Below are 17,273 nucleotides of genomic sequence, written 5' to 3'. Positions count from 1 at the left end.
AGATGAACCAGAAAAACTACCGCAATATTCTGAAATGGGGAGACCCGAACCACGACGAAGTGATCGGCCACGGTATGCTCGAGTATATAGCGAAGACATTCAATCTGAGCCCCGGGGACCTTTCAGAGCGGTACATGCCCGGCGATGAGGATGTTAAGCTATCGAAGAAATGCAGGCTTGCCCCCGCTCTGCTCGCATCCCTTAAAAGGATCGTCGGCGAGGCGAACGTCTCAACCGACGATTTCGAGCGGGCGTATCACTCGTACGGGAAGTTTTTCCTGGACCTGGTCAAGCTCCGCCTCGGCATGGTCGAAAATCCTCCCGATGCCGTGGTCTATCCCCGCGACGAGGCCGACGTCGCGAAGATCGTAAAGTTCTGTAACGATAAAAAGATCGCCGTTACGCCGTTCGGCGGCCACTCGTCGGTGACGCGAGGCGTTGAGACTCCCAAAGGCGGCGTGTCGCTGGACCTCACGCGGCACATGGACAAAGTGGTGCGGGTTAACGTTGAGAACTCGAGCGTAACCGTGCAGCCGGGCATCTTCGGCCCCGTACTCGAAAAGCACCTTAACAGTTACGGCACGGGCTACACCTGCGGGCATTTTCCGCAGTCGTTCGAGCACTCCTCTGTGGGCGGATGGGCCGTTACGCGCGGCGCGGGACAGGCGTCTACCGGCTACGGTAAAATAGAGGACATGGTGCTATCGATGCGCGTGGTGACGCCGCGCGGGACGATTGTAACGAAGGACTATCCGGCCGCGGCGATCGGTCCGGACATCGACCAGATCATCATGGGCTCGGAAGGGGCCTTCGGCGTGGTGACCGAGGTGACGATGAAGATCCGCGCCTGCCGCCCGGACAACACCGTGTACGCTTCGTTCCTCTTTAAGGATTTCGAACCGGCCGTCGCGGCCATGCGGCAGTCAATGCAGGGCGAGTTCGGCAAGCCCCACCTGTTTCGCATCTCCGACCCGGAGGAGACCGACGTGGCCTTCGCCATGAAGGGCATGAACGGCTCGGCGGCCGACCGGGCGCTGCGCCTCCTCGGCTACAAACCGATGAAGCGCTGTCTCATGTTCGTCGCCGTGGAGGGCGACGCCGACTACACGAAGCTCGTTGCCGGAAAGATTAAGGCCGTGGCGAAGAAAAACGGCGGGCTTTCGCTCGGCGCGGGGCCCACTAAAAAATGGCTGGAACAGCGTTATTCGAGCGCATACCTGCGCGAGCCGCTCATGGACCTGGGTCTCATGACCGATACGCTCGAGACCGCGGTGAGCTGGGAGAACCTGATGCAGGTGTGGAACGCGACGCGCTCGTACCTGAAGGCGCGGCCGAACACAGTGTGCATGGTGCACATCTCGCACGTCTACGAGAACGGCGCAAACCTGTACTTCACCTTCCTCTCGCCGATCAGGAAGGGCAGGGACATCGAGGACTTCACGCGCTACCACAGGGGGCTCATCGACACCATCCACGCCAGCGGCGGTTCGCTCTCGCACCATCACGGCGTGGGGAAGATGATGGGGCCCTGGATGCGCGCGGAACTGGGCGACACGGCCCACGATCTCATCCTCGCCATCAAGGATTACCTGGACCCGCGCGGCATCATGAACCCTGGCGGCACGCTGGGGCTCAAACGGTGAGCCCATGGCGCTGATCAAGCCCCTGTCCGAGTGCCCCGACTACGCCCCGGTGCTGGCGTACTGGTCGTACAACCTGTGGTACCGGAGCCGCCCCATCGGCTACGACCTTATCATCAAGGCCTATCGCCAGCGCGCCGCCGGCAATGGCGTGCCGGCGGCCGTCGTCGCGATCGAGGAGGACATGCCGGTGGGCATGATCTCGCTCAAGAACGACGACCTCTGGTCGCGCAAGGACCTCAATCCCTGGCTCGCCTCGCTGTACGTGGTGCCGGAGTTCCGCCGGCGCGGGATCGCGGAGCAGCTGGTGAACGCGGTGATAGAAAAGGCACGAAGCCTCGGCTACCCGGAACTCTACCTGTTCCTGGGCCACGAGGAAGGGCTGGACCTCGCGATTTATTACGGCAACCGCGGCTGGCAGTACATGGAGGACGCCGTGGACAACGACGGCAACCCGACGAAGATTTTCTTTTATCAGCTTTGATGACCGCGAGGGCGCGGTACGAACCGCGCCCTCGCCTGATCCCCGGTATAATGACCCGCCAGATGTGTCAGTACGTTCCTTAATCCTTCAGCGTCTTCTTCAGACTTTCGATGAGCGTTACCGGCGTGGGGTCGAGTTTCTTCAAGAGGGCGAGTTCGTATGACGCCCAGTCGCCGAGGCAGATGAGCGACATCATGCGCGCGAGCGGGCTTTCGCCGCGGGAGGTAATCTCCACGACATCGACCGTCTCGCCGAAGAGCTTCGCGCAGACGTCCATGCGCCGGACGACGCGCTCGTGGTCGAGCCCGTCGCGCATCGTCGCGACGATGAAGCGCTCGCGCTCCATCCCGGCGAAGCCGACCAGCTCGTTGTGGCAGAGCTCCGGGTACACATGGTGATATGCGGGGTGCTTGGCGTTCTCGTTGATCTGGCACTTGAAGCGGTACCCGGCCGGGGCCGTCCGCTCGGAGGTATGGATGACGGGGACGCGGCCGTAGAGGCGCGCGGCAAGGGCTTTTCCCTCTCGCTCGTAGGAGGCGGTGTCGGCGAGCGTATCCATCATGTCCGAAAAATCCTTTTTACCGAGCGCGGTGAGTCCAGAGTTGGAAAGAAGCCGGAGGGCCGGAAGGAGCAGGTATCCCACGGCGCAGCGGGGCTGGAGTCCGCCGGGTACGAGGACGACGGTGCCGGCCTGCGAGGCGATCGCACCGCCGGAGGTGATGGCGACGGTCGTCGCGCCGCGCGCTTTTACCTTTTCGAGCGCCGAAAGCGTCTCCTCGGTGTTCCCCGAGTAGCTCACCGCAAGCGTGAGCGTGTCGGCGCCGATGAAGCCGGGGACGTCGTAGTCCTTCGAGGTTAAAACGGGGACCGTGCCGTCGCGAAGGAGCGCCTGTATGATCGCGCCGCCGATGCCGGAGCCGCCCATGCCGAGGACGAGGATTTTCGAGAAGGTTCCTTGTGCCGATAGGGCTTCGGAAAGCGTGAGCGCTTCGGCGCACTGCTTTGGGAAATCGACGAGCACCTGGCGCATGTTGGACGTGTCGACGGTCATTGGTGTTCCTCCGCGTGTTCGGCCGCGCGGCCGTGATGTGGGTTATGTACGCGCAGGCGCGGCGTTTTTCAAGAGATTAATGCGGGCGGATAATGGCAATGACCGCGGGTAGTTCTAATCATGTTGACAGCGATGGATCGTTCGATACTATCGGCCGGGCGTACGGTCCGGATCGCAACGGACGTCCGCGCGAAAACGATATTCCGGAGGCAATGCAATCCTAAAGAAGTTTCGAAGCATACCACGACACGCGGTCATCCGCTACGCGCTACTGCAGATACCGTCGATCGTTATGGTGGTTGTGGTGCTCTATTATCTTGACCGGATAGTGCCGATACCGGCGCAGGTGAAAGCCGTCATCATCGCGCTTGTCGTTCTGTCGGACATCGCCATGCTGCCGCTTTTGTGGCGCGCCTACGACACGCGACCCGAGGCCGATTCGCTTTCGATGATCGGCGAGCGCGGCGTCGCGCTTCGCGAGCTCGCCCCGGAGGGGCTGGTCCTGGTGCGCGGGGAGATGTGGCGGGCGCGCGTTGGCGATGGCCATGCGCCTGTCGCGAAGGGAGAGGCGGTGACGGTCGCCGATCGCGAGGGGCTCGTTCTGAAGGTCGAGACCGATACGGTAAGCCGGCTGTAAACTGGCGTGGCATGCACCCGGTCGGCCGAAGAGTAAAAGGAGGTGTGGCGTGCGCATAATCATGAGGGCGCTCGGCGTATGGTTGATCATTATCGCGGCGGAGACGCTGCATGGGATTCTCCGGGCCTTTTTCCTGGTGCCCGTGCTGGGCGAGATGCGGTCGGCCCGGGTCGGCATGCCGGTGGGGGCGCTCATCATACTGCTCATCACCCTGCTCCTGGCAAAGTGGATGCGGGCCAGACGCGTGGGGGAACTCCTCGGCGTCGGTGCGCTGTGGACGGTGCTCACTTTCATCTTCGAGGCGGTCATCGGTCTGTACGGCAGGGGGTATTCGTGGGAGCGTATTCTCGCCGAGTACGACCCGTTCGACGGCGGCCTGATGTCGATAGGGCTCGCGTTCATGTTTGTCTGCCCGCTGATCGCGGCGCGGCTCAGGGGGATGGTAAAGGAATGACGATTCCCGGGCGGCAACGACCGTTCATTCCCCTCCGTCGGCGGAGGTCGTATGGACGGACACACGGGCCGCGATGATCTCCTCCATGTGCGGCGGTGAACGTGGAGCCTCACGTGGCGAACGAGCGCACCTGGTCGTTCAGACTGTCGGCCATTCCCTTCACCCGGTTTGAGTGCGAAAGCAGGTTGTCTGACTCGATCGAGTTCTTCTGGGTGATCTCGTTGACCGACGCGATGGAGCGCACGATCTCGAAGACCGCTGTCTTCTGCTCCCCGGTGGATACCCTGATCTCGTCGGAGCGCGCCCTCACGCGCCCGGCGTCGGCGTTGACCTCGCCGTTGATGCCTTCCTGCACCTCCATGAAGCGGGCGATATCATCGATCATGCCGTCAATATCGTTCACGCCACGAATGATTTCGCTGATCACCTTCACCGAGGTTCCCATGTTTTGCGTGCCCTTGCCGATCTCGTCGGTGTTCAGCTTGATCAGGGTGCCGATCTCCTTGAGGCTGGACGCGGTCTGGTCGGCGAGCTTGGATATCTCGTCGGCCACGACCGCGAATCCCCGGCCGGCTTCGCCGGCGCGCGCCGCTTCGATGGCCGCGTTGAGTGAGAGCAGGTTTATCTTGTCCGAGATGTCGTTGATGATTCCGATGATGTCGGTCATCTTGCCCGAGCTTTCGCCGATCTTGCCCATTCCCTCGCTCATCGAGTTGATCGTCGACTCGCCGGATTTCGCGAGGGAGGAGATGTTCTCGGCGGTTCCGCGGGTCTTTTTGACTTTTTCGCTCATCTCTCTCATTGTTCCCGAAAGCTTTCCGAGCTTGGCGACGAGCTCGTCCAGGTTCTGAACCTGCCTGTCGGCTCCATCGGCGATCGTGTCGCTGCTGGACGATACCTCCTCGATGGTCGCCATGATTTCCTCGGCGGCCGAGGCCTGGCTCTGGGAGTTTTCCGAAAAGCTCATCGAGGCCGATGAGAGTTCCCGCGAGGCGCCGACGAGCTCTCCGGCCGAATCGTTGACCGAGGCGAGAAGGCCGGATATCTGACGGTATTGCTCCTCTTTTTCGTTTTTCTCATCCTCGGATTTTTTCAGCGCTCCTTCGGTTAGGGAGAGAATGAGCTGGGACAGAATGATTATAAACACCAGCGAGAAGCTGCTGTTAATTACGCCCACATTCGCCGCCCCCAGGCTTATCGGATCGAGCCGGTCCCGGACCAGGAAGAAGAAGACGATATCCGCCGCGAGGAAGAGCAGGGACACCGTCCAGACGATCCTTCGCGTGCAGAATGCCGTTGCCATGACCATGGCGGCCGTCATGAAATAGATGTAGGACGTGTAGCCGTTCTGCGGGGAGTGTATCAGCTTCGACATGAGGCCGACGGTCAGGGTTATTGAGATGACAAAAATCAGGATATTGGCCGCGAAGTGATACCTGCCGCTTTTCAGGAACGCGAGTGCCACGAGCACCGAGGTGAATATAATGGTAATGACGATAAGGGCCTGGAGGTACTGCACCATCCCCAGGAATATCACAATCAGGAGAATCATCAACGGTAGCAGGAAAACCAGGGAGAGGAGCATGTACAGGAGCGTCTGGGACTTTCTCTGTATAAGGTATGAGGATGAAAAATACCGACGGAGAAAAAAGGAATTGATGGGGTGCAGTATGCTCATGGCGTCTCCCTTGGATAACGTATAATATCTTTCTCACATTTGAGTAAAAAAAGTCCTCGATCTGATAAATAAAGAGTTCCCACACACTTTAAAATCAGAGGGGGACTTTGTATTACTGGTAAGATAATAGAGATCAACGAGGAAAAGATCAAGGCTCATTTGGGGTAATATGTAAAAATACCATCGAAGAGACATTGAATTCGATGCTGGACGCGGAAGCGGACGAACTCTGCAACGCACAGAGGCATTCTTTATTGAAATAACGACACGCCGGCCGAGTTACAACCGGCGTCTTTTTTTGTATAATTCAACAGATCTTAAAATCAGCAGCTTTGTAAAAGCCTATTCCAGTCTTCATCAATCTTTTTCTGAAGCTGATCGATCAGATGAATATTATTCTCTTTAAATAAATGAGAAAATCTCCCCTGAGGCTTTAAAAAATCCCTAAGAGGTTTTTTCTCTTTTGGAATATGATTTACTGTGGTTTTCCCATTTTCAATCTCATAGAGGGGCCAATAACAGCTGTCAACGGCAATTTTTGAAAGTTCAATCGCGTCATTTGAATTTGATCTCCAGCCCCTGTTGCAGGGTGATAAGATATTTATGAATTTAGGCCCTTTTATCTCCAGAGCCTTTCTGATCTTTTTCATAAGATCATTATAATGAGATGGAGAGGCCTGTGCGGCATAGGGTATATTATGTTCTGCCATTATTCGTGTCATATTTTTCCTGTGCTGGGTTTTCCCGGGTATTACATCTCCCGCCGGCGATGTCGATGTATCAGCGCCAAGGGGTGACGCACTCGAACGCTGAGTCCCGGTATTCATATAAGCCTCATTGTCATAACATATATATAATATATCATGACCTCTTTCCATCGCGCCTGAGAGACTCTGAAAACCGATGTCGTATGTTCCGCCGTCGCCCGCGAATACAATAAATTTAATATCCTCACGGGCTTTTCCTTTCTTAACCAGTACCCTGTGCATTGTTTCAACGCCTGCTATTGTGGCAGCCGCATTTTCAAAGGCGGAGTGAATCCATGGTATTTTCCATGATGTGTAGTCTGATATGCAGGTTGTTACCTCAAGACATCCTGTTGGAGAACATGCTACTATCGGGTAATCACTGGCAAGCAGAACCATTTTTACAACTATGGCCGCCCCGCAACCCGAGCACATTCTATGGCCGGATGCCAGTAATATTTCTTTTTCCGATATATCTTTCAATTTAATCGATCCTCTCATCTCTTTCTCCTGATCATAGTAATTAATGAATCATTCATACATTTTATTCTCTTAAACCGATGTATTCTTTATAATGGTTTACAATCCCGGTTTCGGCTATTTCAGACAGCTCGTCGATAACCATTTCCGCGTGTACCGGCAGATAGTCCCTTCCGCCTAAACCATAAATTTTATTGATTAAAACCGGTTTATTTTTCATGTGAAACATGCTCGAGGCGATTTCTGTATATAATGGTCCAAAGGCGCCGAATGAGTCAGATCTGTCCATTACACAAATAACCTTTAATCCGCTTAGAGCTTCAGCTATTTCATTATAGAAAAACGGTCTGAAAAATCTCGGTTTGAGAAGGCCGGCTTTTATGCCTTTTTTGCGTGCCTCATCAATAACATCTTTGGTGGTACCGGCAGCCGAGTTAAGAATAACTATCCCGATTTCAGCATCATCAAGCCTGTAACTGTCGAATAAACTATACTTTCTTCCCGATACTTTTTCGAATTCATCTGCCACTTTAAGAACGATTTCACCTATTGAAGATATTACGTCATTCTGCACCTTTTTGTATTCATGGTATTGATCAGTCAGAACGAGGGGTCCATAACTTACAACTTTTTCAATATCAAGAAGTGAATTAGTAGGTGTAAAGTCACCGATGAATTTTTGTACGGTCTCATCCGATAGAAATTCAACTCTGCTTATTGAGTGACTGATAATAAAACCATCATAGCAAACCATTGCGGGAAGGCGTATATCCATATGTTCAGCGATTCTGAAAGCCTGGATCATGTTATCATAGGCCTCCTGGGCGTTTTCCGACCAGATCTGTATCCATCCTGAATCTCTCGCGCCCATCGCGTCTGAATGATCTCCATGAATATTTAAAGGAGCTGACAGGGCCCGATTAACAACAGGCATCACTATAGGCAGACGCATTCCTGAAGCGACAAAAAGCATCTCCCACATTAAAGCGAGCCCGGGGCCGCTTGTGGCAGTGACAACCCGGCCTCCGGCGCACGCGGCGCCTATGCATGCGCTCATAGCGCTATGCTCACTCTCTACCAGTACAACTTCTGTTGAAACGTAACCGTCAGCATGGAAGGAAGAGAATTTCTGCATCAGATCGGTTTGAGGCGTTATCGGATAAACAGCACTAAAGTCAGGATTTATCTGCCGCATTGCCTCGGCAATGGCTTCATTTCCCGTTACAGCCGAGATTGTTTTCATTATTTTCCCTCCTGCTCCATTACAATCGCTTTCTGCCGTTTTTTTCCAGGGCATTCGTTTGCGCATATCCCGCAGCCCTTGCAATAATCATAATTAAAACCCCGCATCTGTCCGTTTTCAACTACCACTGACATATCAGGACAGTACAGCCAGCAAAGGAGGCAGTCAGTGCAGTTTTCTTTCAGAAATACAGGTTTGAAGCTGCGCCATGATCCTGTTTTATAAAGAATTGAATTTCCGGGATTTTTAATCACCGGACCCTCGTTTAAATCTTTCCATCCCCGTATTTTCATACCTCTTTTACCTCCTCCCATCCTCTTTTCGCAGCACTAAGGTTACCGTCTATAACAGCTCTCGAAAATTTTTTACCAAAACTGCGTTCTACTCCGTCGACAGCTTTGTCTAGTGAAAGCATTGATGAAATTTTCGCAAGTGCGCCGACCATTGTTGAATTAGGCAGCGCCCTTCCGATTGAATCAATCGCGATCTGTGTTCCGTCAAGACAGAATAGTTTCTGATTGTCTTTCAAACCTATTTTCTGCTTTGTTTCATCGGCAGATTTATTGGTATTAACAAGGTAAACCGTATCGGCATGGGTTCCTTCCGCGACATTTATTCCATCGAGAAGTGTTGAATCAACAACGACTACAATATCAGGATTTAAAACAGGACAGTGTTTTCTGAGCGCCTCCGAGCTTATCCGGTTGTAGGCTTTAAGAGGGGCGCCTGATCTTTCAGGCCCGTATTCAGGAAACGCCTGAATATGACGTCCACCGCTCAAACACGCATCAGCAAAAACCTTTGCTGCCGTAACAGTGCCCTGTCCTCCTCTTCCATGCCACCTTATTTCAATTAAATTTTTCATATTTTCACCTGTCAGAATATTATAGTGAGTCAAACATTTTCGACAATGTGTGCCATCAAAAACTAGTATCATTCATTGTCAACAAAATATTAAGTGTGATCACAAAAGCCTCTAATTTTTAAGTCAATATTTTGCCATATTCTAAATTTTCCGATGCGAAAAACATCATAGAGTATCGTGATAGTATTTACGTAAGCGTCAATTTCCCCGCGAGAAACCCACCCTTGGCCATTTTCTCTAAAATTCGGAACATGTTTCAATTCGCCGCCGTTTTACGCGCCAATCTTTAAGCTTGATATCATCCGGAGAGACAAAAAACGGAAGGATCCCGGCAAGCTTATCCCTGTCGCCGCGGACGTAAGGAAATTTCTCGAATAAGAAACGCAGATATAAATACGGATCGAGCCTGTTCGCTTTCGCGCTTTCAATCAGCGAGTACATCCCGGCGCCGGCATGGGCCCCGCGTGGCGTGTTTGAAAACATCCAGTTTTTTCTGCCGATGACGAAAGACTTGATCGAACGCTCAATCTCATTGTTGTCCGGAGTCATACACGCAAGGTCGAGATACCGAATGAGCTTTTTCCATTCGTTCGGCGTGTAATTCACGGCCCCTCCGGCAAGGCTCGACGGGGTTGCGATTTCTTTTACCCGAACGAGAAACTCATGAAGTTCTTCCAACACCGGCGTTACGGCCGATCTTATTTTTTCAACGAAGACATCGTTGGATCATAGACTCTATGAAATTCCCTTCTCGCGTGCGCAAAGCATCCGACATGAACGATCCCGTATTTCGCCGCCGGTGAATTATACGCCGGGTATCCGTCGGTCTGCAGGTATCCCTTGAATCCTTCGAGAAATTTCATCGGAACATGTCCCGCCCGACTCGGATGATATTCGTATGGCGACGGGGGACGTCCCCTCGCCGGACACCCTGTCGCGACCCGCATATACGACTTAGACTCAGGCGTCCGGTTGTCTTCATGAATAACCTGATAAAAGCATCTCGAATGAGTGATTTTACTTAACGGTTTTAGGGGGTCACTCCAATATGTCCATTGCATCAGTTTCGGGATGGACGGACGCGTCGACGTTCAGACCATTCGCGACCAGTGCGCACAGTTCCCCCGGCTTCGCTACCAGCGCCTCTTTTTCCGCTCGACTCATGGCTTTTATAAACGCCTCCACCCGGAGCGCGTCGGAGCGGGTTCCTGAAAGTCTCCAGCACGCGGCCACGCGCACGGGCCTGAAGCCCGCCGTAAACTTTGCGCGGCGGCTGCCTCCGCGGTGTTCGCGAATGCGGCGATCGATGTCGGTGGTGTATCCGGTGTAGAGTGCGCCGTTTTCGCAATCGAGCATGTATACATAGTAGTCCTTTTCCATGGGCCTATGAGCGCAGCGCGCGGAATCCGGAAATTTCGATGGCTATCATACGGATATGAATGATTTCCGATAAATTCCCATATTCGCTAATGATACGTCCCGGAAAACGCTCCCGGGAGTAAAAAAATTACCATGATATTCAAATTTACGGTTTTCCCAATATTTTCAGCATTATGGGCAACTCAATTTTTGTACTGCATGATATCTTTTAACGCGTAAACGTAATATTGTAAATCCGGATCAGATTCAACGTGTGATCCGAAATTTTTTGCATATTCCCCATTATTCCGTAAAACAGCATGGACAGCCTTGTTTTGGATTCATTATTCTGGATGCGCTTGATCTGGTTTTTATCAAACTCCTTAAACAAGGCCTTTAACTTCCGCTGAATGTCGGAATACGCGTTTTCATCCGTATGATGCTTTTTTATGAGCATCTCCGAAACAGATTCCAGCAGATTGGATAATATATCCTTCAACTGATTCAGTTCCGCGATCTGTTCATCAAGCAAGGGTTTATGATGGTTTCTTACGTGGGTATAACTGCGCATTACGATGTCGCGGTGAGCCTCCGCGATGTCCTGAAGCATGGTTATAATCTGAGCGTAGTTGAGGGATTTCAGCGTTTCTTCCTTGTTAAGAAACCTGAGGGTCTTGAACACATTGGCCGTGATGACATTGGCCCAGAGTTGAAATTTTTTCTTGTCCCTTGTCAGCGAACGCAGTTTTGCAAGATCCTGTCTGCTCAGCGAGTCAATACATTCAGTGACACTGGCGCCAATCTGGCCGAGAAAAATGCCGTTGTGGTCAAATGTGCAGCCTATAGCGTAATTGCTGTCCGTTATTTTTTTCAGGTTGAATACATCAACGCCTTCCTTTTCTTTAACCCTTTCGGAATGTTTTTGATGGTTTTTCCAGATTATAAAAAGGGAAAGAAGGAGTATTATAATAAAACCTGGAATCAGCGAGTAAAACATAATGGCTGCGAAGACCATGGAAACGGTGAATGCGGCAAATGCGGTAAAAAACCAACCCGCGATTACCGTATAAACGCCGGTCACACGGAATACGGCGCTGTCGAGCCCCCACGCCCGATCTGACAGTGACGATCCCATCGCGACCATAAAAGTTACGTAGGTGGTTGAAAGGGGCAGCTTGTATGCGGTACCAAGAGAGATGAGTGCGCTTGCGACCATCAGATTAACCGAAGCCCGTATCAGGTCGAAGGGCGGTGCAACAGGATTTTTTTCGACAGTATCGGCTTCGATGGTTTCGAGCCGCGCGGAAATTTTTTTTCTAAAGGACGGCGGGATTGTCAATTTAACGATATCAATAAGACCTGAAAAGAAACGGACTGTTATGCGCGAAATCCCCGTAGACTCAAAGCGCTCAAAACCTTCGTCCTGACGGCTGAGGCTCACTTCGGTCTCGGTGACCGTTCTCGATTTGCGGGAAATCCAGAGGGTTGCCACCATGACGATGCCTGCGGCAAGAAGAATGAGGGTGTTTGTATTTATTGGAGCGAGGAGCGCTTCCATTGATGCGTTGAGCGGATCGGCGCTTTCGCTGGCGATCCGGTATGAGTAGAATCCCGCGAGAGGCACGCCGATGAAATTTACAAGGTCGTTTGCGGCAAAAGCCATAGCCAGGGCGAAAGTACCGGACAAAACGATGATTTTCAGTATATCAATTCGGGTAAAACTGATGATAATCTGCAATATCGCTGTTGTCGCGATTAAACATGAAAGCATAATCGTTGCCGTATGCGTTTGTATCCACGCCGCTGTTTCCGGATTTATGATTGAGGACCCCTTCGCCCCTTTTATCAGGACAAAATACAAAATCATTGTCAAAGCAAGCCCCCCCCAGACAGAACCGAAATATTTCATCCGTTTCTGGTATTTGAACGTGAAAAGGAGCCTGCTGAACAGCTGGATCACTGAACCGCATATAAACGCCACGGCGACCGACAGCAGGATGCCGGAAATAATGGCCAGCACCTTGCCGGTATTGATGTACTGCCCCAGGCCTGATATATCCTGGCCTGCCTGGGTCAATTTAAGAAAGGAAACAGCTACCGCGGCCCCCAGCAGTTCGAATATTATGGATACCGTTGTCGACGTGGGCATGCCGTATGTATTGAAATGATCAAGGAGCAGGATGTCGGTGATCATGACAGCAAGAAATATCACCATCAGTTCGGGCATTGTAAAAAAATTCGGATGAAAGATCCCTTTCCTTGCGACTTCCATCATCCCGCTTGAAAAGGTGACCCCGACAATTATACCCAGGCTGGCAATAGTCATGATCACAAAACGCGGTGCGACCCGCGATCCGATTGATGAATTTAGGAAATTTACGGCATCATTGCTAACCCCAACTACCAGGTCTGCCACGGCGAGGATAATAAGAACCACCACGGCGAAATAAAAGAAATCCATTATAACCTCTCGTAATATATCTAATAATATAATCGCCTTGCTGCTGAACTATTGTGACAATCCGAAACCCTGATTGCAGGGTGAAGAATCTTGATGAAAGAGAAATAATAATCTTTGCCCCGCCAAAGCGACGGCCCTCTCCGATTGCAACGGTATATCCTCCCATGATTTTTTTCATAATATTTTATTGCGGAGAATTTAAATTTTATGGCCCCCCGTGAGGAACGGAATTTCCCTGATATTCATGGAAATTCCCAGCCCGGGGAAGTGTATTGGATCACCGCACCTTCCCGCGTGCCAGCGACATGAAAATTCCCGCAAAGCACAGGGCCGAGAAAATGGTGAAGGCGATTCGTGCGCTCGCAAGGAATTGTCCGTAATGCTCCGGAGTAATGGGTACCCTGCCCATCACCAGGGCGAAGATGAGCATGGCGATACCCATGCTGAACATCTGTCCTGTAAGGCGCATGGTGCCAAGGGTGCCCGAGGCGACGCCGTAGTGGCGGCTTTCGACCGAACTCATGACGGCGTTGGTGTTGGGCGAGGAGAAGAGCGCGAAACCGAGGCCGAGTACGACAAGGCCAAAGACGACGAGGCCAAGCGGCGTGTCGGCGTCGAGGAAAATGAAGGATGAAATCCCAACGGTCGTCAGCGCCATGCCGATGGAGGCGACGATGCGCGGCTCGATGCGGTCGGAGAGGCTTCCGGCGAGCGGCGACAGGAGGGCCATGACGACCGGCTGGGCGACGAGGACGATCCCTGCGCTGTCGGGGGTCATGGCCTTGATGTATTGCAGATAGAGGCTGAGCAGAAAGCCCGAAGCGAAAGTGGCGCTGTAATTGATGAGCGCGGCGAAATTCGACAGCGCGAATACGACGTTGTCCCTGAAGAGCGCCATGTTCATGACGGGCGAGGCGACGGTGACCTCGATCCGGTAAAAGGCGAAGAGCGCCGCCGCGCCCGCGAGCGAAAGGACGATCCCCGGCGTCGACGGCAGGCGCGAAAAGCCGTATATGAGCGCGACAAGGCCCGCGCCGTAGACGAGGGACCCGGCCAGGTCGAAGCGCTCGCCCTTCGCTTCCGCCCATTCTCCTTCCAGGTAAACGGGCACGAGTACCAGGATTGCGATGCCCATCGGTACCGTGGCGAGAAAGATGAAGCGCCAGCCCAGGTGTTGTGTGATGAGCCCGCCGAGGAAGGGTCCCATCGAAAGCCCCAGATACACGGCCGCGACATTGATGCCGAGTACGCGGCCGCGCCGCTCGGGCGGGAAGACCGAGATGAGGATGGGAAGCCCCGTTCCGAAGGTCATGGCGCTGCCGATCCCCTGAGTTATGCGGCAGGCGATGAGCGCTGAGGCCGAGCCGGCGCACAAAGCCAGAATCGATGCAACGGTATAGATGCCCATGCCGGCCATGAAGACGCGCTTCCTGCCGCGCAGATCGGCCAACCGCCCCATGGGAACGAGAAACATCGCCGAGGCCAGGATGAACGCCGTAGAAACCCAGTTGAGGAGCACCGCATCGATCGCGAATTCGGCCCCTATGGCGGGAAGAGCGATGTTGACGGCCGAACCCATGAAGGGAGTGATAAAGGCGGCGAGGGTCGCGATGACGAGAGCGGCGCGCTGTTGTGCGGTGGATTTCATGCCGGTGTCTCCGGGGGGCGGGGGTGATGGCGCCGAGCAATGCTACCACGGCCGGGCGTTATGGCAAGGATTTTTCACCACGACATGCGCGCCTTATTCCCAGCGTTCCTCGAGCGCCGCGCGCACGTCGTGGAAATCGCTCCAGACGAAGTAGGGCTTATTGATGTGGTCGAGAAAGCGCGCAAGGCCGTCGCGAGCGAAGACGAGGTCCGCGGCCTGCGCCATGGTAAGGTCCGTGGGACCGTCGCCGATGCAGACGGATTCCACCGGGGCGTAGCGCGCGATGACGTCGGCCTTGGCCATGAGCTCGCCGCCCCGCTCGAAATCTGAAAAAACGCGTAGCCGCTCGCCGGATATATCCACGTCGGGGGCGTGGACGGCGTGGACACGAGCGGAGAGTTCACCAAGGCGCGACTCGACCATGCCGCGCAGTCCGCCTGAGATGATGACGAAGGGCACGCGCACTTTGTCGAGGTAGTCGAGCAGTTCCGTAAAGCCGGGACGGATGGGGATGGTGCGGACGTACTCGAGTATTTCCGCATAGAGCGCGGAGGGGATCGAATCGACAATGCGTCGTACGCCCTCGCGGATGGTCAAACGCAAGGCATGCATCTCCGGCCCCACTTCGCGGTACACCTCCGGAGCGAAGCGCCGGAACATGCCGAGAAAGCTTTCCTCGGAGGTTACGGTCCCGTCGAAATCGCAGAAGACGGCGCGGCTAAAAAGGGGCACTTCGTGCGGCGGCATCGTTACCTCCATGTGATCGTCGCAGGATTGCGCAGCGGCAGACGGTGGTAGCGATGGCGCGGGTGCCCCAGCATTACGGCGCCGAAGCCGGCGTGGCCTCCGGGAAGACCGATCGCCTCCGCGAGCGGCGGGTAAAAGCCGAGCGCCGCGTCGAAGAATCCCGCCCAGCAGGTGCCCAGTCCCATCGTCGGCGCGGCGAGCTCAAGGTAGGCGAGCGCGATCGCGCCGGCGGAGCGCGCCATCATATTGTCCTTCGGCGCGTGGCATACGACGAGGTGGGGCGCTCCTCGGAGCACCGCGTCCACGCCCATCTCCCAGCCGGCGATGATAAGGTCCATGTGGACGGCACGGGCCTGCTCGGGGAAATCGCGCAGGATGATCCGCATCCACTCGATGACGAGTCCGACAATCCGGTGCGTTTCGCCCCCGGTATGCACCACCAGCCACTCGAGCGGCTGCGAGTTATGGCCCGAGGGTGCGTGGCGGGCCATGTCGACGAGCCGCCCGATCGTCGCGCGGTCTACCGGCTGCTTTTTATACGCGCGGATGGAGCGTCGCGCGCGGAGGAACAGTTCGGCCTGATCCGGGTTGAAGGGGTCGGCTGTTATTACCGGGCAGTTTTCCACGGGCATGGCGGCCAGCGAAAGCGCCCCGTGCGGGCATACGGCGACGCAGTGTCCGCAGGTGATGCAGCGCTCCTCGCCGCCGGGGACTGTTTCGGGAAGCGAGCGCCGGTCGGCGAGCGTTATGATGCGGGCGGGGCATTCCTCGACGCAGGCCCCGCAGCGCGTGCATCGGACGTCATCAACGACGAATAGCTTCATTCTCAGTCTCCAGTATGAATTTCCACGCAGTGTTGACCCGGGGAAGGGGGGAATCAAGCAGAAAAACGCTGTTGGAAATCTCTTGACGCATACGCGCACACTGCTATCATGCAAGGTGTGCGTTCGCGGTAGTTATACGGGAGGGTCGGTTGATGGACGATGAATTGATGGACATCGGGGACGAGCCGGCCCTTGACGCTGGGGAGGTGATCGAGGCCGCCGACGCGGCGGTGCGCTCGATCGAGGAGCTGATCGGCAGGATATTCGAGTACAAACACCGCCTGATGGAGCGGCTGCTTGCGGACGGCATAGGGCACTCGCGGTTCAAGGAGGGCCCGGCGGGCCGCATTCCCGAATCGTGGCGGGTGGTGCCGCTTCAGGAAGTGCTTGCCGGGCGGAAGATCGTGGAAGGACCGGCCTCCCTTCCGGAACCGGTTGAGGGGGCGGCGACGGTTCCGGTCATCATCCCCGAGAGCATCGGGTCGCTTCGCCTGCATGAGAAGCGCTGCGGCGCGGTCGCGAAGGACAGGGCAAAAAAGCTTGGCGGGTATGCCGTCGCCGGGTCCGAAATCGTCATGGCGGTGAAGGGCGAATACGCGGGGGCGTGCGCCATCATGCCTGTTTTCTTTCCGGGCGGCATACTGGGGCCCGGATGCGTTCGGCTTTCAGCGGACCCGGCGCAGTGCGAACCGTTCTTTCTGAATACCGTGCTGCACTCCTACTTCCAGTCGGGTGTCCTCTACACGCTCAACGCGGGAAGCGGCGAGATGGCGATCGACCTCGACATGCTGCGGCGCCTCATCATAAAGCTTCCGCCCCTTCCGGAACAGAAGCGGATCGCAGATATTTTGCTCTCCCTCTCCGGCGAGATCGTGGCCGGCGAGGACGCGCTCACAAAGGTTCGGTCGGTCCGGGGCAACTTTATCAGCGCCGAAGACGAATAAATAATAGACATT

Annotated in this window: 17 protein-coding genes; 5 read left to right on the top strand and 12 right to left on the bottom strand. The window is 54.7% G+C overall.

The window, feature by feature from the left end; genetic code table 11:
* Positions 1 to 2 precede the first annotated feature (2 nt).
* Positions 3 to 1,643: an FAD-binding oxidoreductase gene (locus tag VLM75_07455; GenBank protein ID HSV96755.1), complete on the top strand. Its 1,641-nt coding sequence runs from the start codon at positions 3 to 5 to the stop codon at positions 1,641 to 1,643.
* 4 nt (positions 1,644 to 1,647) lie between these two features.
* Positions 1,648 to 2,124: a GNAT family N-acetyltransferase gene (locus tag VLM75_07450; GenBank protein ID HSV96754.1), complete on the top strand. Its 477-nt coding sequence runs from the start codon at positions 1,648 to 1,650 to the stop codon at positions 2,122 to 2,124.
* A 79-nt stretch (positions 2,125 to 2,203) separates the two neighbouring features.
* Here VLM75_07450 and VLM75_07445 read toward each other — a convergent pair whose 3' ends face one another.
* Complete coding sequence (locus VLM75_07445; GenBank protein HSV96753.1) at positions 2,204 to 3,175, bottom strand: bifunctional phosphoglucose/phosphomannose isomerase; 972 nt, start codon at positions 3,173 to 3,175, stop codon at positions 2,204 to 2,206.
* A gap of 304 nt (positions 3,176 to 3,479) precedes the next feature.
* Between VLM75_07445 and VLM75_07440 the strand changes: the two genes are divergently transcribed.
* Both VLM75_07440 and VLM75_07435 read left to right on the top strand, forming a co-directional pair.
* Entirely contained in the window at positions 3,480 to 3,812 is a 333-nt protein-coding gene (locus VLM75_07440; protein HSV96752.1) for an NfeD family protein, read from the top strand.
* A gap of 49 nt (positions 3,813 to 3,861) precedes the next feature.
* Positions 3,862 to 4,266, top strand: coding sequence for a hypothetical protein (locus VLM75_07435; protein HSV96751.1), 405 nt, complete (start codon positions 3,862 to 3,864; stop codon positions 4,264 to 4,266).
* Positions 4,267 to 4,375: 109 nt separating this feature from the next.
* Here VLM75_07435 and VLM75_07430 read toward each other — a convergent pair whose 3' ends face one another.
* The 11 genes from VLM75_07430 to VLM75_07380 form a co-directional block, all read right to left on the bottom strand.
* Positions 4,376 to 5,944, bottom strand: a complete 1,569-nt coding sequence (locus VLM75_07430; protein ID HSV96750.1) for a methyl-accepting chemotaxis protein — start codon at positions 5,942 to 5,944, stop codon at positions 4,376 to 4,378.
* A 323-nt stretch (positions 5,945 to 6,267) separates the two neighbouring features.
* Positions 6,268 to 7,191, bottom strand: a complete 924-nt coding sequence (locus tag VLM75_07425; protein HSV96749.1) for a thiamine pyrophosphate-dependent enzyme — start codon at positions 7,189 to 7,191, stop codon at positions 6,268 to 6,270.
* A gap of 43 nt (positions 7,192 to 7,234) precedes the next feature.
* Entirely contained in the window at positions 7,235 to 8,413 is a 1,179-nt protein-coding gene (gene porA, locus VLM75_07420) for a pyruvate ferredoxin oxidoreductase (protein ID HSV96748.1), read from the bottom strand.
* Complete coding sequence (gene porD / locus VLM75_07415) at positions 8,413 to 8,706, bottom strand: pyruvate synthase subunit PorD (GenBank protein ID HSV96747.1); 294 nt, start codon at positions 8,704 to 8,706, stop codon at positions 8,413 to 8,415. Before porD ends, porA begins: the two co-directional genes overlap by 1 nt.
* The gene (locus VLM75_07410; protein HSV96746.1) at positions 8,703 to 9,278 is read right to left on the bottom strand and encodes a 2-oxoacid:acceptor oxidoreductase family protein; all 576 of its coding nucleotides are present in this window, start codon (positions 9,276 to 9,278) and stop codon (positions 8,703 to 8,705) included. Before VLM75_07410 ends, porD begins: the two co-directional genes overlap by 4 nt.
* Before the next feature lie 237 nt (positions 9,279 to 9,515).
* On the bottom strand, positions 9,516 to 9,980 hold the full coding sequence (locus tag VLM75_07405) for a transposase (GenBank protein HSV96745.1): 465 nt from the start codon (positions 9,978 to 9,980) through the stop codon (positions 9,516 to 9,518).
* A gap of 336 nt (positions 9,981 to 10,316) precedes the next feature.
* Positions 10,317 to 10,658, bottom strand: a complete 342-nt coding sequence (locus VLM75_07400; protein HSV96744.1) for a GIY-YIG nuclease family protein — start codon at positions 10,656 to 10,658, stop codon at positions 10,317 to 10,319.
* A 208-nt stretch (positions 10,659 to 10,866) separates the two neighbouring features.
* The gene (locus tag VLM75_07395; protein ID HSV96743.1) at positions 10,867 to 13,098 is read right to left on the bottom strand and encodes an inorganic phosphate transporter; all 2,232 of its coding nucleotides are present in this window, start codon (positions 13,096 to 13,098) and stop codon (positions 10,867 to 10,869) included.
* A gap of 277 nt (positions 13,099 to 13,375) precedes the next feature.
* Complete coding sequence (locus tag VLM75_07390; protein HSV96742.1) at positions 13,376 to 14,746, bottom strand: MFS transporter; 1,371 nt, start codon at positions 14,744 to 14,746, stop codon at positions 13,376 to 13,378.
* A 93-nt stretch (positions 14,747 to 14,839) separates the two neighbouring features.
* The gene (locus VLM75_07385) at positions 14,840 to 15,493 is read right to left on the bottom strand and encodes a haloacid dehalogenase-like hydrolase (GenBank protein HSV96741.1); all 654 of its coding nucleotides are present in this window, start codon (positions 15,491 to 15,493) and stop codon (positions 14,840 to 14,842) included.
* A gap of 2 nt (positions 15,494 to 15,495) precedes the next feature.
* A complete protein-coding gene (locus tag VLM75_07380; protein HSV96740.1) occupies positions 15,496 to 16,317 on the bottom strand; it encodes a nitroreductase family protein in 822 nt (273 codons plus the stop codon).
* A 152-nt stretch (positions 16,318 to 16,469) separates the two neighbouring features.
* Between VLM75_07380 and VLM75_07375 the strand changes: the two genes are divergently transcribed.
* Positions 16,470 to 17,261, top strand: coding sequence for a restriction endonuclease subunit S (locus tag VLM75_07375; protein ID HSV96739.1), 792 nt, complete (start codon positions 16,470 to 16,472; stop codon positions 17,259 to 17,261).
* The last annotated feature ends 12 nt before the right edge of the window (positions 17,262 to 17,273 follow it).

It is taken from the genome of Spirochaetota bacterium (genome assembly GCA_035477215.1).
Taxonomy (GTDB): domain Bacteria; phylum Spirochaetota; class UBA4802; order UBA4802; family UBA5368; genus MVZN01.
Note: the sequence above shows the minus strand (reverse complement) of the source record. Positions and strands in the feature narration are given on the sequence as shown.